The following is a 21,693-nucleotide window of genomic DNA, read 5'->3' on the forward strand; positions in this document are numbered from 1 at the left end:
CGACGTTGGGGCGGAGCGGCGGCGAGGTGTCGATGCGGTGGCCGTCGTCACCGGTTCAACCGCCAGCGGATCGCCCCGGCGGCGAGGAGGACCGTCCCGAACGTGACGGCGCCGGAGATCAGCGCGCCGCGCACGCTGGTCGCCCCGGTCGCGAACGCGCTCGTCGAGGCGGCGCCGCCGACCACTGCCGCCCCGCCGGCCAGCCCGCCGAACCCGATACAGCAGAGGCTCAGCAGGCCCACGGCGGACAGCGACCCGAGGATCCCGTCGTCGCTCATCGTCGCTTCGCCCTTTTGCCCCGGACTACCAATAGGTGTCGCCCCCGCGGCCCAAGCGAGGGTTTAATTCCGACAGCGCGCGAGGGCGTCGTGTGGACCCGAGCCGGATCCCCGCCGAGTTCCCCGCGCCGAGCTTCCGCGGGGCACAGGAGCAGGCCCTCGCCGACATCCGCGACGCGTTCGCGGCCGGCAACCGGGTCGTGTTGGTGCGCGCGCCGACGGGCAGCGGCAAGTCGCTGCTCGCCCGCGCGATCATGGGCGCGGCCGCGACCGCCGGCGAGGCGGCCCCCAGCGAGGCGACCGGCGCCTACTACACGACCCCGCAGGTGTCGCAGATCGACGATGTCGAGGCCGACGACCTGCTCGACGACCTCGCGGTGATCCGCGGGAAGTCGAACTACGACTGCGTGCTCCCGGGCGAGCACGACACGCCCGTGAACCGCGCCCCCTGCGCGCGCCAGCAGGGGTTCGACTGCTCGATCCGGCACCGCTGCCCGTACTTCTCCGACCGCGCCATCGCCTCCGGCAACCGCTTCGCGGCCATGACGCTCGCGTACTTCATGCGCACCGCCGGCTCCGAGGTGTTCCGCAAGCGCGACGTCGTCGTGATCGACGAGGCGCACGGGCTCGCGGAGTGGGCCGAGATGTACGCGACCATCGAGATATCGCCCGAGCGCGTCCCGGTGTGGGACGACGTGGGCGTCCCCGACGTCGCGGCCGACGCCGGCCCCGAGGAGGACCCGCTCGACCGGACCGCGCGGTTCGTCGAGAGCCTTCGCGACGTGGCGATCCGCGCGAAAGACGAGCTGGTCGGCCGCCCCGAGCTCGACCGCGAGGAGGTGGCTCGGCGCGACAGACTTCAGGAGCTCATCAGCGAACTCGGCTGGTTCCTTGAGGACTACCGCGAGCCGGAGTCCCCGACCACGTGGGTCGTCGACCAGTCGGGCGGCGAGGGGTCCCGCATCGACATCAAGCCGCTCGACCCCGCGCGCTACCTCAGACACACGGTGTGGGACCGCGGGAACCGCTTCGCGCTGCTGTCCGCCACCATCCTCTCGAAGAACGCGTTCTGCCGCGGCGTCGGGCTCGACCCGGCCGACGTCGCCCTCGTCGACGTCGAGCACACGTTCCCGCTCGCGAACCGACCGCTGTACGACGTGACGCAGGGGCCGATGACGTACGAGCACCGCGACGAGACGGTGCCGAAGATCGCCCGCCTGATCGTCCGGCTGATGGCCGAACACCCCGACGAGAAGGGGCTGATCCACGCGCACTCGTACGACATCGCGGAGCGGATCACGGAGCGCCTCGGCGAGTTCGGCGTCGCCGCGCGCGTCAGGCGCCACGACCGACAGAACCGGGACGCCGAACTGGAGGCGTGGAAGGCGAGCGCCGACCCGGAGGTGTTCGTCTCCGTGAAGATGGAGGAGGCGCTGGACCTCAAAGGCGACCTCTGCCGCTGGCAGGTGGTGTGTAAGGCGCCGTACCGGAACACGAACGACTCGCGGGTCGCCCGGCGGCTGGAGGACGGCCAGTGGGCGTGGTACCACCGCACGGCGCTGCGCACGGTCATCCAGGCGTGCGGCCGGGTCGTCCGCGCGCCGGACGACTACGGCGCGACGTACCTCGCGGACGACTCCCTCCTCGACCTCTTCGAGCGCGCCGATGCCGACACGCCCGGCTGGTTCCGCGACCAGGTCGACGCGATGACGACCCCGTCGCTGCCGGCGTTCGACCCAGAGGCGGCGCTGGCCGGCATCGACGCGTCGCCGTCCGGCGGCGCCGGCGCGGGACGGCGGCGGAGTCGCCGCTCGGGCGGGTCAGAGAGCGGGAACGCGGGTCACGCGTCCCGCGGCGAGGGCGGCTCGGAAGCCGGCGACGGGGACGCGACCGTCGACAGCGGAACGCCCGGCGACGAGTCGGTCCGGACCCGCTCCGAGCGCGACGAGGAGCGCCGACGGGACCACCCGCTGTCGGACGTGTGGGGCGACGGCTGACGGGGGTTACCGCGAGGCGGCCGTCACAGCAGCGAGACGCCGTACGCGACCATGGAGCTCACCATGAGAAACGCGAAGAACAGCGCCATAACCTGTTGTCTGTCCATGTCGCCGTGTCGACCGTAGAACCGTATAACTCCTGCGGGCGAGGGGTGGCGGCGCGCGAGTCGTATTATCACCCCCGCGCCGATCATGCGTCAATATATATCGTATAAGGTGTATCAGGGCCCTCCATGAAGTAGTAACCTTCATAATCCCTCACGCGACTACTGGATGTATGGCCACGAACGGGCTGTCGAGTGCGCTGACGCTGTACGGTGCGCGAACCCTGACGCTGTCGCAGGCGGCCGCACAGGCAGGGCTCAGCGAGGCCGAATTCATCGAGCAGCTCGAACGCCGCGGCATCGAGGTAACCGAGTCCGAGCGCGCCGCAGCGCTCGGCCGCGAACAGCCCGCCCGCGCCGATTGAGCGTCTCCCGCTCCCGCTGACGACGTCGACGCGCCGACCCGACTCTTCGGCTTCCTTCCACGAACGATCAGTTCTTCCGCCGAAACGACCCGCGAGAAGCGTCAGTCCCGACTCGGCGCCGACTCCGCGGTCGGTTCCGCTCCTTCCTCCGGAACGAGGAGAACGTCGCCGCCGTGTTCGAACGCGAGGACCGTGTCGGCGTCGTCGTCGACGAACGCCGGGTTCGGGACGGTCTTCGCCTCGTAGGTGACGGGGTCGAGCACCTGGATCGCGTTCTCGTCCTCGACGGTCACGACCGTCGTCTCCGTCGCGTCCGATCGGGTGCCGAGGCGGGTCGCGTCCGGGGCCTCCCCGTCCGCGAACGCGGAGGCGTACTCCGCGCCGCTGGCGAGGCGCACGCCCCGGAGGCGGTCGGAGACGCCGGTGACGAGGACCGGCCCGTCGCCGTCCTCGGGGTCGACGATCTCGCCCTCCGCGTACTTCGGCAGCCGGACCGCGAACGTGACGCGGTACACCTCGTTGCCGTCGCCGTCCTCGGTGACGAGCGTCGGGTACGACTCGAAGCTCCCGCCGAGCGACTCCGTGATCCGCGTCGCGACGTTCTGCGCGAGGCGGTTCGAGGAGAGCTTGATATTCGGCCCGTCGTCGGTCTCGTTCACCTCGGTGATGAACGCCTCGCGGTCGCCGTCGGCCTCCTGGTCGGCCACGTACGTCTCGGCGATGTCGAGCGCCTCGGCGCGCTCTGCGGGGGTGAGGTCGCGCTCGTCGGCGCGGACCTGGACGATCCCGCGTAGTAGCCGCCGGCGATGCGCCCGCAGCGGTCGCAGGTCCCGCGCGAGATCTTGACCGGGACCGTCACCTCGGCGGACCGGAGGGTGCCGCGCACCACGCCCGAGAAGCGGCAGTGCATCCGCACGTTGTTCTCGTCGACCTGCTCGGGCTCGACGCCCCACTCGACGTCCTCGGCGTCGACGTGGACCCCGAGCGCCTCGGCGACCTCGTCGACGGCGACGTCGGTGTAGTCGCGCGCGCCGACGTCGCGCCACGACTCGCCGCGCCTGACGGCGCCGCAGCCGGAACAGACCAGCACCTCGATCCGGTCGGGCGCGTCGACGAGGTCGAAGTCCTCGAAGTAGCAGTCGTCGCAGAGCAGCGCGTCTCGCCCGCGCGGCTCGCCCGGCAGGGGGTCGCGCCGCTCGGGGACCGGGTCGCCGCAGCGCGGACAGAACTCCCGCGACTCGCTCATTGCCCGCGGCTACGCCGAGGATCCGTTTAAACCGCGCGGACCGCCCCCGTCGGTCGTCGACGGGCGCCCCCCCGGTTCCGCCCGGGCCGCGCGGGTCGCGACCTCCGAAATGGTTTTTCGCACGGACCGAGAACGGACGCGTATGAGCGGCAACCCCGACGACGAACGGCTCGAGGAACTGCGCGAACAGAAGATGGAGGAGCTCCGCGAGCGACAGGGCGGCGAGGGCGACGCCGCCGAGGCCCAACAGGAGGCCCAAGAGCGCGCCGAGGCCCAGCAGGAGGCGGTGTTGAAACAGCACCTGACCGACGGCGCGCGCCAGCGGCTCAACGCGGTCGAGATGTCGAAGCCCCAGTTCGGCGAGAAGGTGAAAAAGCAGGTCGCCGCGCTGGCGCAGAGCGGACGAATCCAAGGACAGATCGACGAAGAGCAGATGCGAGACCTGCTCAAAGAGCTTCAGCCCGAGCAGAAGAGCTTCGACATCCGACACCGGTAGATGGAGCTCGCGCTGCTGTACAGCGGGGGGAAAGACTCCTCGCTCGCCGCCCACCTGCTCGACCGGTTTTACGACGTCCGCTGCGTCACCGGCAGCTTCGGGCTCACGGACGACTGGGAGCACGCCGAGCGGGCGGCCGACGAGCTCGGGTTCCCGTTCGAGCGCGTCGACCTCGACCGCGAGGTGGCCGAGGACGCAGCCGAGACGATGGTCGCCGACGGCTACCCCCGGAACGGGATCCAGCGCGTCCACGAGCACGCCTTAGAGACCATCGCCGCCCTCGACGTCGACGCCATCGCGGACGGCACTCGTCGCGACGACCGCGTCCCCACGGTGTCGCGGGCGCAGGCGCAGAGCCTCGAAGACCGCAACGGGATCGACTACATCTCCCCGCTCTCCGGGTTCGGCCGCCACGCCGTCGACCAGCTCGTCGACGCCACCTTCGATGTCCAACAGGGGCCGAGCGAGGAGGTCCCGAAGGCGGACTACGAGGACGAGCTCCGGACGCTCATCGCCGGCGAGTACGGCGAAGAGACCGTCGGCGACGTGTTCCCCGACCACGACCAGACGTACGTCCACGGCCGGAACGACTGACCCCGGCCGACCCCTCGTCCGTCGCGGGCGGCACCGTCCGCAGTCGACGCCCTCCCGTCGACCCGGAACCGCCGGAACTCCTTTCGACCCCGGGGTCGTAGCGTCAGGTATGTCATCCGACCGAGTCGTCGACCTGCTCCGGACGGCGTACGCCGACGAGATCGAGACCGTGATGAACTACCAGACGAACGCGATCGTCCTCGACGGCGTCCGTGCCGAGGAGATCAAAGAGAGCCTCAAACAGGACGTCCAAGAGGAGCTCGGCCACGCCGAACAGCTCGGACAGCGGCTCAAACAGCTCGACGCGCGTCCGCCCGGGTCCGCCGAGTTCACGGCCGGCCAGGAGTCGCTCCAGCCGCCCGAGGATTCGACGGACGTGTTGGCCGTCATCAACGGCGTCCTCGACGCCGAGGAGGACGCGATCGCGACGTACCGAGACCTGATCGACGCCGCCGAGGAAGCCGACGACCCGGTCACCGAGGACCTGGCCGTGACGCTGCTCTCCGACGAGGAGGCCCACCGGACCGAGTTCCGCGGGTTCCAGAAGGAGTACCAGCGCGAGTAGACCGGTCGCGGGGCCGCGCTCCCCGACCGTGAGTCGCGCGACCCACGCATCGACGCCGGCGAGCCCGCCCCCGAAAGGATGCTTTCAAGCGGGCGCTCGCCGAACCGACGCTCATGTACGACGGCCTCAAGGGATTCCGAGATTTCTACCCCGGCGAGCAGTCCGCTCGCCGCGAGGTGACCGACGCGATCGAGGACGCGGCGGCCAGGCACGGCTTCCGCGAGATCGCCACTCCCGCCTTGGAGCGGACGGAGATGTACGTCGACAAGTCCGGCGAGGAGATCGTCGAGGAGCTGTACGCCTTCGACGACAAGGGCGGCCGCGGCGTCTCGATGACGCCGGAGCTCACGCCCACCGTCGCCCGGATGGTCGTCGCGAAGGGTCAGGAGCTGTCGAAGCCGATCAAGTGGATGTCCACCCGCCCGTTCTGGCGCTACGAGCAGGTCCAGCAGGGCCGCTTCCGCGAGTTCTACCAGACGAACATCGACGTGTTCGGCTCCTCGGCGCCCGAGGCCGACGCCGAGGTGCTGGCAGTCGCCGCCGACGCCCTCACGGACTTGGGGCTCACCGGCGACGACTTCGAGTTCCGGGTCTCCCACCGCGACATCCTCGGCGGCCTCGTTCGCTCGCTCGCGGCTGATCCCGACGCGGTCGACACCGCGGCCGCCATCCGCGCGGTCGACAAGCGCGCGAAGGTCGACGACGCCGAGTACGTCGGCCTCCTCTCCGACGCCGGGCTCGCCCGCGACACGGCGCGCGACTTCGACGACCTCATCGCGGACGTCGAGACCGTCGACGACCTCGACGCGGTCGCGGAGGCCGGCGACGAGTCGGTCGAGGACGCCGTCGAGAACCTCCGGAACGTGCTCGCCGCGGCAGACGACTTCGGCGCGGGCGAGTTCTGCGAGGTGTCGCTGACGACCGCCCGCGGGCTCGACTACTACACGGGCGTCGTCTTCGAGTGCTTCGACTCCACCGGCGAGGTCTCACGCTCCGTCTTCGGCGGCGGGCGCTACGACGACCTCATCGAGAGCTTCGGCGGCCAGCCGACCCCCGCGGTCGGGGTCGCGCCCGGTCACGCCACGCTGAAGCTCCTCTGTCAGCGCGCCGGCGTCTGGCCCGACGAGGAGCTGTCGACCGACTACTACGTCCTCTCGGTGGGCGACACGCGGAGCGAGGCCGCCGCGCTCGCGAGCGACCTCCGCGCGCTCGGCGACGACGTGGTCGTCGAACAGGACGTCTCCGGCCGCTCGTTCGGCGCGCAGCTCGGCTACGCCGACTCGATCAACGCCGAGACGGTCGTGGTCGTCGGCGAGCGCGACCTGGAGAACGGCGAGTACACGGTGAAGGACATGGCGAGCGGCGACGAGACGACGGTCCCGGTCGAAGAGTTCCCGCCGGAGGAGGGGCTGCCGACGTACGAGGACTACGAGTAACGGGCGAACGCGGTCGCTTTCTCAACGCTTTTCAACTGCGCGTCGGGACGGTGGGGACGATGATCCCGCTCGCGACGGCGATGCCCCCAGTCGAGATCGGCCTCCGCGTGGCCGCCGGCGTCGCCCTCATCCTGATCAACGCGTACTTCGTGGCGATCGAGTTCGGCCTGACGCGCCTGCGTCAGTACCCCGAGTCGGAGATGGACACCCCCGGACTGCGGCGGGCGTGGGAGATGACCGACGACTTGGAGTTCTACCTGACGACCTGTCAGGTGTGGATCTCCGGAACGTCCATCGCGCTCGGTATCGTCGCGGAGCCGGGGCTCGCGGCGCTTTTCGCCCCGCTGTTCGAGAACACGGCGCTCGCGTCCGCCGGCGCCGGCTCCCTGTTGGGATTCTTCCTCATCAACATGGTCCACCTGACCCACGGCGAGCAGACGCCGACGTACCTCGGCGTCGAGCGCTCGAAGCAGGTCGCCAACTACGGCTCCCGACCGCTGTACTGGTTCGCGTGGCTCATCTCGCCGCTGATCAAGTTCGGCGACTGGGTCGCGAAGGCGACGCTGGGGCTGTTCGGCGTCGAGATGACCGGCTCGTGGACCGAGGCCGAAGAGGAGGTGTTGGAGACGCGCGCGGAGCTCCGCAACCGACTCGGATCGATGATGGAGGAGGTCGAGCTCCCCGAGGAGCGCCGCGAGGAGGTCCTCAACGCGCTCGACGTCGACGAGCTCGCCGTACGGGAGGTGCTGACGCCGGCCGACGAGGTGATCTCGCTGTCGACGACCGCCTCCGCCGAGGAGAACCTCGACCGGATCCGCGACACCCCGCACAGCCGCTTCCCGCTCGTCGGCGACGACCTGAACGAGTTCGAGGGGATCGTGTACGCCCCGTCGATCGTGAGCCGCTTCGACGAGCTCCGGGACGGCGACCTCACGTTCGCGGACGTCGCGGCCCCGCCGATGACGGTGTCGGCGGACGCGAGCGTCAGCGACGCCTTCGACCAGTTTCAGGCGGAGTCGCAGGAGCTCGCCTTAGTCATCGAGGACGGCGGGGTCGTCGGCCTGATCACCGCGACCGACGCGATGGAGGCGGTGATGGGCCAGTTAGAGGACCCGCTGGACGCTGGCAACTTATAAACGGGCAGTGACGCCGGCGGCTCTGCGGCCGCCTACCCGCCGAGGAAGTCGCGCCGCACGTCCTCGTCGGCGAGCAGCACGTCGCCGCGGTCGGTGTAGCGGTTCTCGCCGTTCACCAGCACGTAGCCGCGGTCGCAGCGACGGAGCGCCTCCTTCGCGTTCTGCTCAACCATCAACACCGCCGTCCCGCCCTCGTTGATCCGGTCGATCCGGTCGAACATGTCGGAGACGAGGTCCGGGGCGAGCCCGGCCGAGGGCTCGTCGAGCAGGAGGAGGTCGGGATCGAGCATGAGCGCCCGCCCCATCGCGACCATCTGCCGCTGGCCGCCGGAGAGGGTCCCCGCCTTCTGGTCGCTGCGCTCGCGGAGGATCGGGAACCGGTCGTAGATCGTCTCGATCTGGTCTTCGGGCACCTCGTCGAGGATGTACGCGCCCATTTCGAGGTTCTCGCGGACGCTGAGCCCGGGGAACACGTTGTCGTTCTGCGGGACGAACCCGATCCCCTCGCGGATGATCTGCTCGGGCGCGAGCCCCTGTATCGATTTCCCCTCGAACTCGACGGTGCCGCCCATGTGGGTCGTGAGTCCGAAGACGGTCTTCATCACCGTCGACTTCCCGGCCCCGTTGGGGCCGACGATGGTGACGTACTCCTCGTCGGCGACATCTAAGACCACGTCCGAGAGGATCTGGAGGTCGCCGTAGCCTGCGTCGAGGTCGCGGATCCGGAGGATCGCGTCGCCGTCGATCGCGTGTTCGGCACCGGCGTCCGCGTCGGCCTCCACCGCATCCGAGTCGACGTCGACCGCGTCGGCGGAGTGTCCGTCCGTCGCCGGGGCGTCGTCCCCGTCCGTCGCCGGGGCGTCGCCTCCGTTCGTCGGCGAGGCGGCGTCGCCGGCCGCGTCAGGTCCGTCGTCGGCGCTCATAGGTCCTCCCCCAGGTAGGCCTCGATGACCCGCTCGTCGTTCCGTATCTCGTCGCCGGTCCCTTCGGCGAGCACGCTGCCCTGATGCATGACGATGACGCGTTCGCAGTTGTCCATGATGACGTCCATGTCGTGTTCGACGAGCAGGAAGGTGTAGCCGTCAGCGCGCAGGTCGTGGATCCGGTCTAAGAGCTTCTCTTGGAGGGTCGGGTTGACCCCGGCGAGCGGCTCGTCGAGCAGCACCATCTCGGGGTCGGTCATCAGCGCGCGGGCCATCTCCAGCAGCTTCCGCTGGCCGCCGGAGAGGTTCCCCGCGTGCTCGTGTGCGAGGTGGTCGATCTCGAAGAACTCCAGCGTCTCCCAGGCCCGCTCGCGGAGCTCGGTCTCCTCCGCGACGACGGCGCCGCGGAGCCCGGGCGTCACCGCCCGGACCGCAGATTCGCCGAGCTGGCCCTGCGGCGCGAGCATGAGGTTCTCTAAGACGGTCATCTCGGAGAGCTCCCGGGCGATCTGGAACGTCCGGACCAGCCCCTTCCGAGCGATCTGGTGCGGCCTGAGTCCGGTGATATCCTCGCCTTCGAAGTACACCTTGCCGGCGGTCGGCTCGTGGACGCCGGTGATGCAGTTGAACGTGGTCGACTTCCCGGCGCCGTTCGGCCCGATGAGCCCTGTCAGCGAGCCGGACTCGACTTCGAACGAGGCGCCGTCGACGGCGGTGACGCCGCCGAACCGCTTGACTAATCCCTCCACGCGGAGCGGGGGCCCCCCGGAGGGGACGTGTTTCGCCGCCTCCTCGACCGCGCTGTCGTTCGCCTCGGGTTCGTCGACCGTCGCGTCCGTCGCGTCGACCGTGTCGGCGACATCGTCCGCGTCGGCGATGTCGGCCGGGTCGGGCGCGTCGCTACTCATCGCTCTCACCTCCGGCCGGCCGCTCCGAGAGGTCGACGGCCGCGGCCGTCTCGATCCGGTCGCCTAAGATTCCCTCCGGCCGCCGGTGGATGATGAACACCAAGACGAGGCCAAGGAAGACGAACTGGAGCGGCGCGATGTTGTCGGTCGCGTACGCGAGGAACGTCACCGGGTCGAGCGAGACGAGGGCGTCGGCGAACGACGGCGGCGTCTCCGCGTCAATGAGCCCCCGCACCGTCCCGCCGACGCGCCGCGGCCCCTCGAACAGGACCGCGGCGAAGACGATGCCGCCGAGGACGGAGCCGGTGTTCGACCCCGACCCGCCGATGATCACCGCGATGAACACGTAGAAGGTCAGGAGGGGGCGGAACTGCGGGGTCGGCGAGACGTTGCCCTGGCTGCCGAACCAGAGGATCCCCGCGAGCCCCATCAGCGCGCAGCCGATGACGAACACCTTGATCTTCACGAGGTTCACGTCCTTGCCGAGCGAGTTGGCGACGAGCTCGTCCTCCCGGATCGCCTTCATCGTCCGACCGAACGGCGAGCGGCCGAGGCGTTCGAGTACGAGGTAGAACGCGACCAAAAACGCCGCGAGGACGGCGATGTACCCCCAGCCGATGAGGATCGGGTGCGAGATGCCGAGCCCGTCGTTCCCGAAGACGCCGAAGACGAGCTCGCCGAACGCGGTCGGCGTCCCCGCCTGTCCGTCGACGAGGAACAGTTCGCGGACGGGGTTGTCCGGCATCCCCATCCCGCGGCCGCCGCCGGTGCCGGCGCCGATCGTGTCGCGCAGGAAGTTGTCGAAGGCGCTCGACTGGAGCGACAGGCGGACGATCTCCGAGAGGCCGAGCGTCACGATGGCGAGGTAGTCGGCCTTGAGCCGGAGTGCCGGCAGGGCCGCGACCGCGCCGAGCAGCGCCGCCATCCCCATGCCGGCGACGATCCCGACCGGGAGCGGCAGCCCGAGTCCGGGCGGGCCGAACGCGGGGTCGGGCGACCGGACGACCATCCCCATCGTGTACACGCCGACGGCCATGAAGCCGGCGACGCCGATGTTGAAGAGGCCGGTGTACCCCCACTGGAGGTTTAAAGCGAGCGCGGTGAGCGCGTAGACGAGCCCGAGGAACGTCAGCGTCTCCATGAGCCCGACGACGCTGTTGAGCCCGTCGGTGAACGTCAGCAGCGTCGCGGCCGCGTAGATGGCGAGCAGCGTCCCGACGACGAGGCCGAGGTCACTCTCTCGGGCGGCCTCGACCACCGCCGCCGTCGCGCTCTCGGGCGCCTCGGCGTCCCCTTCAGTCGAATTCGCGTCGCTCATGTGGTCGTCACCCCGCCGAAGAGCCCCTCGGGGCGCAACAGCAGCATGAGGATCATCACGCCGAACGCCGCGGCCTGGTTGAAGTCGGAGGGGATCCAGATCGTCGACGTGGTGAACACCACGCCGATGACGAGGCCGCCGGCGATGGCGCCGTAGACGGAGCCGATCCCGCCTAAGATCACGGCCGCGAAGATCAACAGGAGGAGGAGCCAGCCGAAGTCGAACTGGATCGTCCCGCGGAGCAGCACGTAGAGGTAGCCGGACGCGCCCGCGAGCCCGCCGCCGATGATCCACGTGGCGGTGACGACGCGCTCGGCCGGGATCCCCGTGATGAGCGCGAGATCCTTGTTGTCGGCCATCGCCCGCATCGCCGTGCCGAGCTTCGTGTGCTGGAGCATCCCGTGCATCGCGAGCATCAGCCCGACCGCGGCCACGAGGATGGTGAGCTCGTGGGCGTTCACCGAGAGCCCGAGCGGGTCGAACGCGAGGTTCGACGCGTCGACGCTGGCGGTGATCCCTCGGCGGTCGGAGCCGTAAACGAACTGGAGCAGGTAGCGGACGATGAGCGCCGCGCCGATGGAGGCGATCAGCAGCGAGATCCCGTCGCGGTCACGCATCGGCTTGTAGAACGCGCGGTCGAGCGCCACCGCGAGCAGCGCGGTGACGGCGAACGCCGCGAGCAGCCCGACGAGGATGGCGGCGGGCGTCGTGAGGATGTGCGCGCCGATGTCGCCCGGCGAGGCGTTCCCCGCATCGCGGACGGTCAGGAGCGCGCGGACCGGCACGTCGCCGAAGCCCGCGATCAGGAACGCCACGCCCCAGCCGGAGAACGCTCCGACGCTGACGAGGTCGCCGTGCGCGAAGTTCGCGAACGAGAGGATGCTGTACGTCATCGAGAGCCCGATGCCCGCGAGCCCGATCACGAGCCCGATGACGACGCCGTTCCAGAGGTTCGAGCCGAGCCGGTCGACCGAGATCGACCCCCCGATCGGGCCGAGGCCGACTCCCGCGAGCTTCGCCGCGAGGTCGACGAGAAGCAGGCCGCCGAGGAGGGCGACGAAGAGAAGCCCCGGTCGGGCCCGCGCCGAGTCGACGATCGACGAGTCAGTTGTTCCCATGTGTACGTCTCACTGCCACAGGGTGGGTCACCGAGCGGTAAATAACTCGCTGTTCGGACAAAAGTCGATACCTCGAAAGCGCCTGACAGCTGTGGCGGCCTCGGCGGAGTTCTCGGAGCCGCGCCTCGGTGTTTTATATCCCTGTCAGTCCCCGCCCGCGGCCCGCGCGTGGCGCCGCGCGTCCTCGGGCGACCTGCCCTCGCGCACCAGCGCCTCGACGAACAGCTCGCCGGCCTTGTACGACGACCGAACCATGGCGCCCGACGCGCAGTAGAGGAAGTCGAACTCCTCCTCGGCGACCCGCCGCCACGTCTCGAAGACGTCCGGGTGGACGTACTCGAACACGTCGAGGTGCGAGCGCGACGGCTGGAGGTACTGGCCGAAGGTGACGACGTCGACGCCGACCTCGCGGAGGTCGCCGAGCGTCCGGTACACCTCGTGGTCGTACTCGCCGACGCCGAGCATGAGGCTCGTCTTCGTGTGGATGTCCGACTCGCGGTCGACCCGGTCGAGGACCGCGAGCGACTGCTCGTAGTTCGCGCGGCGGTCGCGGACCGGCCACTGGAGCCGCTCGACGGTCTCGACGTTGTGGGCGATCACGTCCGGCTCCGCCTCGATGATGCGGTCGATCGCCTCGGGGTCCCCCTGGAAGTCCGGGATGAGCGTCTCGACGAGGATCTCCGGGTCGCGGCGCTTGATCTCGCGGATCGTCTCGGCGAAGTGCGCCGATCCTCCGTCCGCGAGGTCGTCGCGGTCGACGGACGTGAGAACGACGTAGTCCAAGCCGATCTCCGCGACCGCGTCCGCGACGTTCGCCGGCTCGTCAGGGTCGAGCGGCTCCATGCCGCCCGTCTCGACGTCACAGAAGTTACAGCCGCGCGAGCAGCGGTCGCCCATCAGCATGAACGTCGCCGTGCCGGGGCCGTCCTCTCCCGACCAGCACTCGCCCATGTTCGGGCAGTTCGCCTCCTCGCAGACCGTGTGAAGGTCGCGGTCGCGGAGGGTGGACTTGATCTCGGTGAAGCGACTCCCGGACGGCGGGCGCGACTTCAGCCAGTCCGGCTTCCGGCGGCCGCGTTGCATAGTCGACCCTTAGCGTCCGAGCGCAAAAGCGTGCGGGTCGGCGGGGGTCGCCGCCGGTTCGAGCCGGAGCGGCGCGGCGGTCCCCTCGACTCAGGCCTCGGGGACGAAGACGTTCATCGACGGCGTCTGGATCCCCTGGAACTTGTTCTTCCAGTTGTACGCGATGTTCAGCACGCGCCGCCGATTCTCGGGCGGTCCCGTCACCACGCTCACGGAGGTCCCGTCCTCCGGGATCTCGACGCGCGTGTCCGCCCACTCGAAGCCGGCGAGCAGCTCCGAGGGGTTCTCGACCGTCACCGCCCCGCTGTTCTTGTTCACCTCGTAGAGGCGGTAGGAGTCGGTTTCGAGGAGCCGCTTGATCTCGTCGAGGTCGTCGTCGAAGTGTTCCTCCAGCGCGTCGGCGGTGTGGTAGCCACAGATGATCAGGTGCGCGAACGTCTCGACGTTGCGCGGGTTCTGCTCGGCCTCGCGGAGGTGATCGAAGTACGCGAACTTCTCCTCGCGGTCGAGTTCGAGAATCGCGTTGACGATCCGCGCCGCCTCGCGCTGCCTCTCCGTCGAATCTGGGTCCGCGAGGACCTCATCCGCCCGCGACCCCGTTTTCTGGCCCCGCGACACGTCGAGGACGTTTTTGAGGTGTTTCGCGCGGTCGTACACCGCCGACTTGTACGACCAGTCGCGGACGTCGTCCGGGTAGTCGTCGAACCGCCGGAGGAGGGCCTCGCGGTCCTCGGGGAACCCGATCTCCTCGCGGAAGTCGCTCCACGCGGTGGCGTCTTCGAAGAGTCCGAACTGCGTCAGGGTGTCCTGTCCGAGGTTCGCCCGCGTGCCCCCGCTCGCGACGAACTTCGCTTCGAGGAACGTCTCGCCGTCGGCGGCGTCGACGATCAGGTCGCCCAGCGAGTCGTAGGAGTTGCCGGCGTGTCGCACCGCGGTCCGGTCCGGGAAGTCGGCCCGGATGCGCTCCGCGAGGGCCTTCGCGAGGTCGGGTTCCCCCTGTTCTTCGAGGTCGGGGTCGGGTGCCGTGCCGTTCGCGAGCTGCGCCGTCAGCTTCTCCGTGGCCTCGACCCAGCCGCGCTCGTGTTTGCCCATGTGTCGTGTCAGTCGGAGAGTGGGAAATAAAAAAGCGCCTACCGCGGGGAGATTCGATCGCTTACCGGCGCCGGTTCAGGGCGGGTTGCTCACGGCGTTGAGCGGCGCGTACGAGTCCGCGTGATAGGCGACCCGCCACAGTTTACAGACGGCGCGGGTGACCAGCTCCTCGGGAGACTGCGTGATACAGGACGCCTCGACCTCGTCGGGGTCCGAACTCGCGTCCGGAGGCGGATGGTAGTGCTCCGGCCCGGTGGCGTGAACGTAGTCGCCGTCGTGGGGATGGTTTCCCCACCGGAGGTTCACGCCCGTGGGATCCGTGTAGTGGTACTTGTAATCGCCTCGCGTCGTCCACGTGACGTCGAGGCGGGCCTCGTCGGCGTCGCGGAGTCCGTCCGCGAGTTCGACTTCGAGCGCGGACGGATTGATATAGTCGTCGAGGCGGGCCGTGGCGAGCGGCTCCATCTCCTCGACGGTGTCGCGGATCGCGAGCAGCGCCGGGCGGTCGGTCGCCCCGCGGAGGGCGTGGGCCTCATGTTGTGGCTCCGGCATCGATCACACGGGAACGCCGTCGTCGCCGGAGCGACGGTCGTCGTCGACGAACCGCTCCGCGTTGCCGACTGCGAGGGCCGCGTTCGCGAACGCGAGGTTCCGCCGGAGCGTCTTCCACTCGCGAATCGTCTCCGGATCGGGGTCATCTGACTCGGACTCGGACGCCGCGAGCGCGTGGTTCGTCTGGTCGACGGTCAGTTCCTCGGGCGATTCGACGCCGTACTCCGACTGGAACTCGCCGAGCCGCGTCCGCATCTCTCGGATCCGAGCGACGAGGTCGTCGGTGGAGACGCGTTCGAGGATCTCCGCGGCCTGCTCGACGACCAGCGACTCCGGCGAGCGGCGGTACAGCGTCCCGCCGTGGTCGCCGTTCTCCGTCTCGACGAACCCCTCCGTCGCGAGCGCGTTCAGGTGTTTGCGGGCGGTTTTCGGCGCGGTCCGCGCCTCCTCCGCGACCGTCTCGGCCGAGACGGGGTCGTACGCGTGCTCGATGACGCGCCGGACGCGTTCGTACGGCGTCGTTTCGGCCTCCCACTCGGCGCCGACCGCCTCATTGACGTCTTCGAACTCCCCCGGTGGGCTTCCGTCGTCCATGCGATCACACTGGATATGAAGGAATATAGTAGTTCGGAGAGGATCATGTTACTTAATCGTCGTTAGCGGTGTACGCGCCGCCCCGACGCTTGATACGTGCAACGACGAGCCGCTCGTCGTCCTGCCGGAAGCTCACGGAGAGCCGGAACTCCCCGATCGGATTTTCTTGTACGGACTGTTCCGGAGCGGTTCACCGTAGTCGGGCGGGTCGCGCCACGGTGAGTCGACGATCTCGTCGAGCTTATCGAGAATTTGTTTTTGATCGGCAGGAGGGAGTCCGTCGAGGTCGTCTTCGGCCGTCGCGGAGAGTTCCCACGCCCTCCCGTTGTCATTCATCCGTGTCGAACCGCTCGCGGGCTTCCTCGGCGCTCGTCGTTCGTCCCTCGCGGATGTCTTCTTCGGCTTCGAGCAGGGCGACGAGTTCGTCGCGGTCGAACGTCGGGAACTCGACGGCGTCCCGAAGCGTGTACCGGATGAACTCGCTCCGGCTGTTGAACCCGCGTCCCTGCCACGTATCGTCTATCTGTTCGAGGAACGACTCGGTGAGTTTGAAGTTGACCGTGGCGATGTCGTCGCCGCCGTCGTCGTTTGTGGTTGCTTCGGACATATAAACGTAATACGCTGGTCTTACCGATAGTCGTTTCGGCGGAGGCTCACTCACCGCGTAACCGACGTGGATAGCCGCATCGAGGAGCAGTTCTATCACATTCCTGACTACGGTTCATCGTCCATCCCGTGAGTGTGGATTAGTGAAATCCGGGGTGTCGATTGAGGGGACGCACCCCCGGTCAATTTTGGGTCTAATCCGCCGCTGTCTGTGAATCAGTTTGTGTGTCCTGACACTTCACCGAATCGCATTACGGCGAGGGATGCCCTGTTTAGCGAGAGACGCGAATCTCGAACGGGTTTCGTTCAGACGAGTGTATCGATAAAAGTGTGCGTACAAGGAGTGTACGGAGGAAAGAGCCTGAGGGGGGATTTGAACCCCCGGTCTCGTCCTTACCAAGGACGCGCTTTACCGCTAAGCTACCCAGGCACGCAACCAGTCGTTGACCGGATTCGACTTTAGGGGTTTCGATTCGTGGGCGCGGCGTCGGGGGATCGACTCCGCCTCGTCGTCCGCCGGTCAGCGGTCCGTCGCGCTGACGGCCCGCTCCGAGATGTCGGCGATGCGGTCGGCGGTCGCGTCCGGCAGCGCCCGGCCCGCGGGCGGGAACTCGCCGTCGCAGTCGGCGGCGAGGTCGCGGGCGTATTCGAGCAGCTCCTCGGGCGGGTCGCCGCCGACGGCGGTGGTGCCGGCGACGACGGCGAGCTCGAGGGCGTCCACCTCCAGGTTGCGGTCGAGTCCGGCCGCCGTCTCGGCATCCGTGCCCTCGCGGTCGCGCAGCGTCTGGTCGCGGCCGAACGAACGCACCACGTCGACCGCGGGGCGGGCGGCGTCGGTACAGGCTAAAAGCGAGAAGCCGCGGGAGACGAGCACGTCGGCGGCGAGGATATCCATGTCGGCGTCGATGTCGGCCGCGGCGGTCGCCGCCGTCACCCACGGCTCCTCGCGGGCCACCGTGCGGGTGAGTCGCAACCCTTCGTAGATGAGCTGCACGCCCGCGGCGCGGTCGGCCACGTCGCCGAGGTCGACGTCGGGCTCCAGCGCGCGAGCGGTGACCAGCGCCAGCACGCCGGGGGTCACCGCCGCGTCGAGGAGCCGACCGTCAAGGGCCTCGCGGAGCTGTTCGGGTTCGACGTCCGCGAGCGCATCGCGCGCGGCGTCACGCGCTCGCGCGGCATCGTCCATTGCCGTTCGGTAGACGAGCGAAGGGCAAAGACCTTTGGAAACGAACGGGATCCGGTACCGTGATCCGGACCCGAACCGACGGCGACGTGCGCGTCGTCACGCTCGACCGCCCGGAGGCGCGCAACGCGCTTCGGCCCGCGGACCTGACCGCCCTGCGCGAGGCGTTCGCGGAGCCGGAAGCCGAGGAAGGCCCGCCGGTGACGCTCCTGCGCGGCGCGGGCGACGCCTTCTGTGCCGGCGCCGACCTCGACGCGGTCGCCGCGCTCGACGATCCGGAATCGTTCGCGCGGCGAGGGCAACGCGTCGCCGCCGCCATCGAGGAGTCGCCGTCGGTCGTCGTCTGCGGGATCGACGGCGCTGCCCGTGGTGGTGGAGTGGAGTTGGCGCTGGCGGCCGACGTTCGAGTTGCGACCCCGCGGGCGACGCTGGCCGAGCCCGGCGTCTCCTTGGGGCTGTTCGGCGCCTGGGGCGGGACCGTCAGGCTCCCGCGCGTCATGAGCGAGGGTGACGCGCTCGACTTCGCGCTCTCGGGGCGGGTCCTCGACGCGGACGCCGCGCTGCGGACCGGGCTCGTCTCGCGCGTCGTCGACGACCCGCGCTCGGTGGCCGACGAGATCGCGGCTGGCGAGTCCGACGCGCTCGCGGCGATCAAGCGCCGGATGCGTGACCGGCGTGAGAGCGGGACGCAGGAAGATGCGGAGGCCGCCACGTTCGCCGATCTTCACGACGCGCACGCGGACGAGATCGCGCGACTGCGGGGAGAGTGAGCGACGAAGCGGCGACGAGGACAACGACGCACCGCAGTCCCGATGTGACAGGTTTAAGTGAGTCTCCGACCAACTGCGAGATGCGAAGCACGCACCGGTAGTGTAGTGGTATCACGCAACCTTGCCATGGTTGCAACCCGAGTTCAAATCTCGGCCGGTGCACTCCTTTCAGTCGTGCCCCGGCCTGACTCCCGCTCGCTGCGTCGCCGGCGCTACGCGCCGGCTGCCAGAGGGACCCTCGGTCCCTCGCTGCTCGCGGGAGTCTCGGCCGGTGCATTTCTCGAACGTAGTGAGAGGAATCGCCGAGAGGGATTTGAACGCTATCAGTTATTTATAAATCGGCGGCAGGTCGGCGGAGCACACCTCCAAAGCCCCAGCCGCGAGGCGGACGCACACTCGCTGCGCTCCGCACTCGGTCGCTACCGCTCCCTCGTTGCGGTGCTTGCGTCGTCTGCGCCCGCCTCGCGACTGCCCCTTTGAGTCCCGCCCCGCACCGCAACCGCGCCTCACGCCTCCCCAGCCTCGTCGCTGGCGGCCTTCGCTGCGCTCCGGCCGCCAGCGACTCCCTCGCGCGTGCTCCTCGCGGCCGCCTTCGGCGGCCACTTGGAGGCACGCGCCACCGCCCCGTTCATTTATAAACAACTCAGAACTGCTCGCATCGTCATTTAAATACCGTCCGCGTTCGCATCCGTCTCGCTCGTGACCGCTCCGCGAGCGCCGTGTGTGCGGAGCTGACAGCGACAGACCCGGTCCGTTTAACAGCGCGTGTGTTCTCTGTTCGGGTATATGGTTGAGCTTCTTCTTTTCGTCGGCATCGCGGTGGCAGCGTTCGTCGGATACAACATCGGCGGGGCGACGACGGGGCCGGCGTTCGGACCGGCCGTCGGCGCGGACGTGATATCGAAGGCGGGCGCGGCGGCGCTGATGTCGGTGTTCTTCTTCGTCGGTGCGGGGACGCTGGGCCAGCGCGTGGTGACGACGCTGGGCGAGGACCTCGTCACCGGCGCGAACGTGTTCACGCTGGAGACGAGCATCATCGTCCTCTTCTTCATCGGCGGCGCGCTGTTCGTCGGCAACTACGCCGGAGTCCCGGCGTCGACATCGATGACGGCGGTCGGCTCCATCGCCGGGCTGGGAATCGCGACGAACACCCTCGACTGGGCGGTGATGGGCGAGATCGCGATCTGGTGGCTCGTCGCGCCGATCATCGGGTTCTGGGTGTCGGGCGTCGTCGGGCGCTACTTCTACTCGGCGATCGACCGCTGGGTGGCGATCGAGAGCACCGACGGGGCGCTGTTCGAGTTCGACCGCTCCGGACTGATCCCGCGGCCGGTCCTCGGCCCGAACACGACGCGGCGCGAGCTGACGGGCGGAATCGTCGTCATCTCCATCGGCTGCCTGATGGCGTTCTCCTCCGGGACGTCGAACATCGCGAACGCCATCGCGCCGCTCGTCGCGCTCGACGGCGTGGAGATGACGCCGATGATCCTCCTCGGGAGCGCCGCGGTCGCGGTCGGCGCGTTCACCATCGCTCGGCGGACGCTCGACACGCTCGGCAACGACATCACCGACCTCCCGCTGACGGCCGCCATCGTCGTCGCGGTCGTCTCCTCGGGGATCGTCATCAGCCTCTCGGCGGTCGGCATCCCCGCCTCGTTCGTGATCATCGCGACGATGTCGATCGTCGGGCTGGGCTGGGGGCGCGCAACGCGCACGGTGACGGTGCGACAGGGGATCAAAGGCGAGAAGGAGCCGACGGTCTCCGTCGGCGCGCTGACGGCCGACGAGATGCCGGAGATCGGCGAGGGGGACGCGAGCGACATCCCCTCGGCCTCAGACCTGTTCAACCCGGGCACGAGCGCGCGCGTCGTGTTGATGCAGAACATCGTGCCGATCCTCTCGACCGTGGGCGCGCTGGTGACGTTCACCGCGCTCTTCGCGTTCGTCTGGTAGGCGGTCTTCGGGGGTGCCGAGCGGCGCCCGCTACCTGCCGAACCGGCGCTCGCTACCTACCGAACCGGCGCTGTCGGTCCTGGAAGTCTAAGACCGCGCGGAGGTACTCGCGTCTGCGAAAGTCCCGCCAGTTCACGTCGGTGAAGTAGAGTTCGGCGTACACCGACTGCCAGATGGCGAAGTCGGAGAGCCGCTCGGCGCCGGTCTTGATGACTAAGTCGGGCTCTTCGGGGAACAGCAGCCGCTCCGCGACGTCGGTCTCGTCGATGGCCTCGGGCGTGATCTCGCCGGCCGCGACGTCGCTCGCGAGCTCGCGGACCGCGCCGGCGAACTCTGCCTTGCCGCCGAGGCCGACCAGAATCCGGACCGGGGCGTCGGCGTCAGCGGCAGTGCCCGCCTCCGTCGCCGCGTCCGGGCTCCCCTGCTCCGGCCCCCCGTCGACTTCCGGACCGCGGACCACGGTCTCCGTCGGTGTGTCGAGCCGCCGTAACTCACGAACGAGCGTCGGGGCGACCGCGCGGTCGAGGACGGAGACGGAGACGGTGACGCGCTCCGCGCCGTACTCGAACGCCCAGCCGATCGCCGACGAGAGCGTGTCGAACGCGCCGTCGGCGAGGAGGTCGCGCTCGGTGACCACCAAGGCGACGTGTGCCGGGGGCTCGGCGTCGTGGAGGCGGTGGCGCGTCGCGAGGTAGGCGTCGTAGAGACCCACGTAGGGAGGATCCGGTCGCGCCTATAAATGGCTTCCCGCCGACGAGGGATTTAATCCGCCGACGCGCCTACCGCGTGTAATGGCAGAGAGTTACCGCGGGGTGTTCGGCGCGATCCCCTACGCGTTCCGCGCGACCGAGTCGCTGACGATGCGCGCGTACGCCGCGCTCGGCGCGCTGGCGGCCGCGTTCGTCGCGCTCATCGTCACGCTCGCCCTCGTCGTCTGGATGGGCGAGACCGTCTCAGCGCAGGGGGGGACGTTCCTCTTCTCGCGGTCGCTGTTCGTGGTCGCCGGGCTCGGCGCCGTCGGCCCGCTGCTCGCGCCGATCCTGTTCGTCGCCCGCCGCCACCGCCGCGGCGACCGCGTCGCGGACACGTACGACCGGTGGATGGGGGTCGCCGGCTTCCTGTTCCTGCTCTCCCTATACCTCGGGATGGTCATCTCGGCGCCCGAAGGCCTCCGGGACCCGACCGACTCCGCCGTGATCGGGGCGCTGTACGCGCTTCCGCAGTTAGCCGGGTTCGTCCCGCCCGTCGCGGCCGCGCTCGCCGTCTTCGCGACGCACTTCCGGCTCCGCGGCGGGTCGGACGACGACGCGGACGTCAACGACGTGGCGACGTAGACGCGAGTCACCGCCGACGGCTCGAAAGCCGGAAGTCGGCCG

Annotated in this window: 23 protein-coding genes, 2 tRNA genes and 2 pseudogenes; 11 read left to right on the forward strand and 16 right to left on the reverse strand. The window is 69.3% G+C overall.

Annotation, left to right across the window (positions count from 1 at the left end; translation table 11 throughout):
• Nucleotides 1-47 precede the first annotated feature (47 nt).
• A complete protein-coding gene (locus tag J7656_RS04055; protein WP_211554189.1) occupies nt 48-278 on the reverse strand; it encodes a hypothetical protein in 231 nt (76 codons plus the stop codon).
• 92 nt (nt 279-370) lie between these two features.
• Here J7656_RS04055 and J7656_RS04060 point away from each other — a divergent pair, with 92 nt between their 5' ends.
• The gene (locus J7656_RS04060; protein ID WP_017344019.1) at nt 371-2,275 is read left to right on the forward strand and encodes a helicase C-terminal domain-containing protein; all 1,905 of its coding nucleotides are present in this window, start codon (nt 371-373) and stop codon (nt 2,273-2,275) included.
• 23 nt (nt 2,276-2,298) lie between these two features.
• Here the strand turns inward: J7656_RS04060 and J7656_RS04065 are convergent, their stop codons facing one another.
• Nucleotides 2,299-2,469: a hypothetical protein gene (locus tag J7656_RS04065; protein ID WP_155118214.1), complete on the reverse strand. Its 171-nt coding sequence runs from the start codon at nt 2,467-2,469 to the stop codon at nt 2,299-2,301.
• A gap of 83 nt (nt 2,470-2,552) precedes the next feature.
• On the opposite strand from J7656_RS04065, the gene J7656_RS04070 reads away from it, so the two are divergent.
• Nucleotides 2,553-2,744 (forward strand): DUF7317 family protein, encoded by a 192-nt coding sequence (locus tag J7656_RS04070; RefSeq protein WP_017344020.1) that lies wholly within the window; start codon nt 2,553-2,555, stop codon nt 2,742-2,744.
• A gap of 101 nt (nt 2,745-2,845) precedes the next feature.
• Here J7656_RS04070 and J7656_RS04075 read toward each other — a convergent pair.
• Nucleotides 2,846-3,990 (reverse strand): annotated as a pseudogene (locus J7656_RS04075) (60S ribosomal export protein NMD3).
• A gap of 142 nt (nt 3,991-4,132) precedes the next feature.
• Between J7656_RS04075 and J7656_RS04080 the strand changes: the two are divergent.
• The 5 genes from J7656_RS04080 to J7656_RS04100 all read left to right on the forward strand — a co-directional run bounded on the left by J7656_RS04080 (nt 4,133) and on the right by J7656_RS04100 (nt 8,217).
• On the forward strand, nt 4,133-4,486 hold the full coding sequence (locus J7656_RS04080) for a DNA-binding protein (protein ID WP_017344022.1): 354 nt from the start codon (nt 4,133-4,135) through the stop codon (nt 4,484-4,486).
• Entirely contained in the window at nt 4,487-5,080 is a 594-nt protein-coding gene (locus tag J7656_RS04085) for an alpha hydrolase (protein ID WP_017344023.1), read from the forward strand.
• A gap of 109 nt (nt 5,081-5,189) precedes the next feature.
• Entirely contained in the window at nt 5,190-5,645 is a 456-nt protein-coding gene (locus J7656_RS04090) for a DUF892 family protein (protein ID WP_017344024.1), read from the forward strand.
• 113 nt (nt 5,646-5,758) lie between these two features.
• Nucleotides 5,759-7,081, forward strand: coding sequence for a histidine--tRNA ligase (gene hisS / locus J7656_RS04095; protein WP_211554190.1), 1,323 nt, complete (start codon nt 5,759-5,761; stop codon nt 7,079-7,081).
• A 59-nt stretch (nt 7,082-7,140) separates the two neighbouring features.
• Complete coding sequence (locus J7656_RS04100) at nt 7,141-8,217, forward strand: CNNM domain-containing protein (protein WP_017344026.1); 1,077 nt, start codon at nt 7,141-7,143, stop codon at nt 8,215-8,217.
• Between the two features lie 32 nt (nt 8,218-8,249).
• Here J7656_RS04100 and J7656_RS04105 read toward each other — a convergent pair whose 3' ends face one another.
• From J7656_RS04105 to J7656_RS04155, 12 genes and pseudogenes are all read right to left on the reverse strand, one after another.
• Entirely contained in the window at nt 8,250-9,140 is an 891-nt protein-coding gene (locus J7656_RS04105) for an ABC transporter ATP-binding protein (protein WP_249191493.1), read from the reverse strand.
• A complete protein-coding gene (locus J7656_RS04110; RefSeq protein WP_211554191.1) occupies nt 9,137-10,048 on the reverse strand; it encodes an ABC transporter ATP-binding protein in 912 nt (303 codons plus the stop codon). Before J7656_RS04110 ends, J7656_RS04105 begins: the two co-directional genes overlap by 4 nt.
• Nucleotides 10,041-11,366, reverse strand: a complete 1,326-nt coding sequence (locus tag J7656_RS04115; RefSeq protein ID WP_017344029.1) for a branched-chain amino acid ABC transporter permease — start codon at nt 11,364-11,366, stop codon at nt 10,041-10,043. The genes J7656_RS04110 and J7656_RS04115 overlap by 8 nt, the downstream gene beginning before the upstream one ends.
• Entirely contained in the window at nt 11,363-12,484 is a 1,122-nt protein-coding gene (locus J7656_RS04120; protein WP_017344030.1) for a branched-chain amino acid ABC transporter permease, read from the reverse strand. Before J7656_RS04120 ends, J7656_RS04115 begins: the two co-directional genes overlap by 4 nt.
• A gap of 144 nt (nt 12,485-12,628) precedes the next feature.
• Entirely contained in the window at nt 12,629-13,567 is a 939-nt protein-coding gene (gene lipA, locus J7656_RS04125; RefSeq protein ID WP_017344031.1) for a lipoyl synthase, read from the reverse strand.
• Between the two features lie 90 nt (nt 13,568-13,657).
• Nucleotides 13,658-14,659: a hypothetical protein gene (locus J7656_RS04130; protein WP_017344032.1), complete on the reverse strand. Its 1,002-nt coding sequence runs from the start codon at nt 14,657-14,659 to the stop codon at nt 13,658-13,660.
• Between the two features lie 75 nt (nt 14,660-14,734).
• Nucleotides 14,735-15,211 (reverse strand): toxin-antitoxin system TumE family protein, encoded by a 477-nt coding sequence (locus J7656_RS04135; RefSeq protein WP_017344033.1) that lies wholly within the window; start codon nt 15,209-15,211, stop codon nt 14,735-14,737.
• A gap of 3 nt (nt 15,212-15,214) precedes the next feature.
• A complete protein-coding gene (locus J7656_RS04140) occupies nt 15,215-15,805 on the reverse strand; it encodes a DUF7342 family protein (protein WP_211554193.1) in 591 nt (196 codons plus the stop codon).
• 52 nt (nt 15,806-15,857) lie between these two features.
• Nucleotides 15,858-16,141, reverse strand: a pseudogene (locus tag J7656_RS15155) (type II toxin-antitoxin system RelE family toxin).
• Nucleotides 16,134-16,412 (reverse strand): ribbon-helix-helix domain-containing protein, encoded by a 279-nt coding sequence (locus tag J7656_RS04145; protein ID WP_017344035.1) that lies wholly within the window; start codon nt 16,410-16,412, stop codon nt 16,134-16,136. The pseudogene J7656_RS15155 and the gene J7656_RS04145 overlap by 8 nt, the downstream one beginning before the upstream one ends.
• A gap of 357 nt (nt 16,413-16,769) precedes the next feature.
• Nucleotides 16,770-16,841, reverse strand: a tRNA-Thr gene (locus tag J7656_RS04150).
• 90 nt (nt 16,842-16,931) lie between these two features.
• The gene (locus J7656_RS04155; RefSeq protein ID WP_017344036.1) at nt 16,932-17,597 is read right to left on the reverse strand and encodes a DUF7114 family protein; all 666 of its coding nucleotides are present in this window, start codon (nt 17,595-17,597) and stop codon (nt 16,932-16,934) included.
• A 59-nt stretch (nt 17,598-17,656) separates the two neighbouring features.
• Between J7656_RS04155 and J7656_RS04160 the strand changes: the two genes are divergently transcribed.
• From J7656_RS04160 to J7656_RS04170, 3 genes are all read left to right on the forward strand, one after another.
• Nucleotides 17,657-18,364, forward strand: a complete 708-nt coding sequence (locus J7656_RS04160; RefSeq protein WP_211554194.1) for an enoyl-CoA hydratase/isomerase family protein — start codon at nt 17,657-17,659, stop codon at nt 18,362-18,364.
• Between the two features lie 91 nt (nt 18,365-18,455).
• Nucleotides 18,456-18,526 (forward strand) — tRNA-Gly (locus tag J7656_RS04165).
• Nucleotides 18,527-19,150: 624 nt separating this feature from the next.
• Nucleotides 19,151-20,317: an inorganic phosphate transporter gene (locus J7656_RS04170; RefSeq protein WP_211554195.1), complete on the forward strand. Its 1,167-nt coding sequence runs from the start codon at nt 19,151-19,153 to the stop codon at nt 20,315-20,317.
• A 52-nt stretch (nt 20,318-20,369) separates the two neighbouring features.
• Here J7656_RS04170 and J7656_RS04175 read toward each other — a convergent pair whose 3' ends face one another.
• Entirely contained in the window at nt 20,370-21,029 is a 660-nt protein-coding gene (locus tag J7656_RS04175; protein ID WP_017344040.1) for an undecaprenyl diphosphate synthase family protein, read from the reverse strand.
• A 79-nt stretch (nt 21,030-21,108) separates the two neighbouring features.
• Here J7656_RS04175 and J7656_RS04180 point away from each other — a divergent pair, with 79 nt between their 5' ends.
• Nucleotides 21,109-21,651 carry a DUF8056 family protein gene (locus tag J7656_RS04180; RefSeq protein ID WP_017344041.1) on the forward strand — a complete coding sequence of 181 codons (543 nt, stop codon included), beginning with the start codon at nt 21,109-21,111 and terminating at the stop codon, nt 21,649-21,651.
• Nucleotides 21,652-21,693 lie beyond the last annotated feature (42 nt).

Source organism: Halorubrum ruber, from assembly GCF_018228765.1.
GTDB lineage: Archaea > Halobacteriota > Halobacteria > Halobacteriales > Haloferacaceae > Halorubrum > Halorubrum ruber.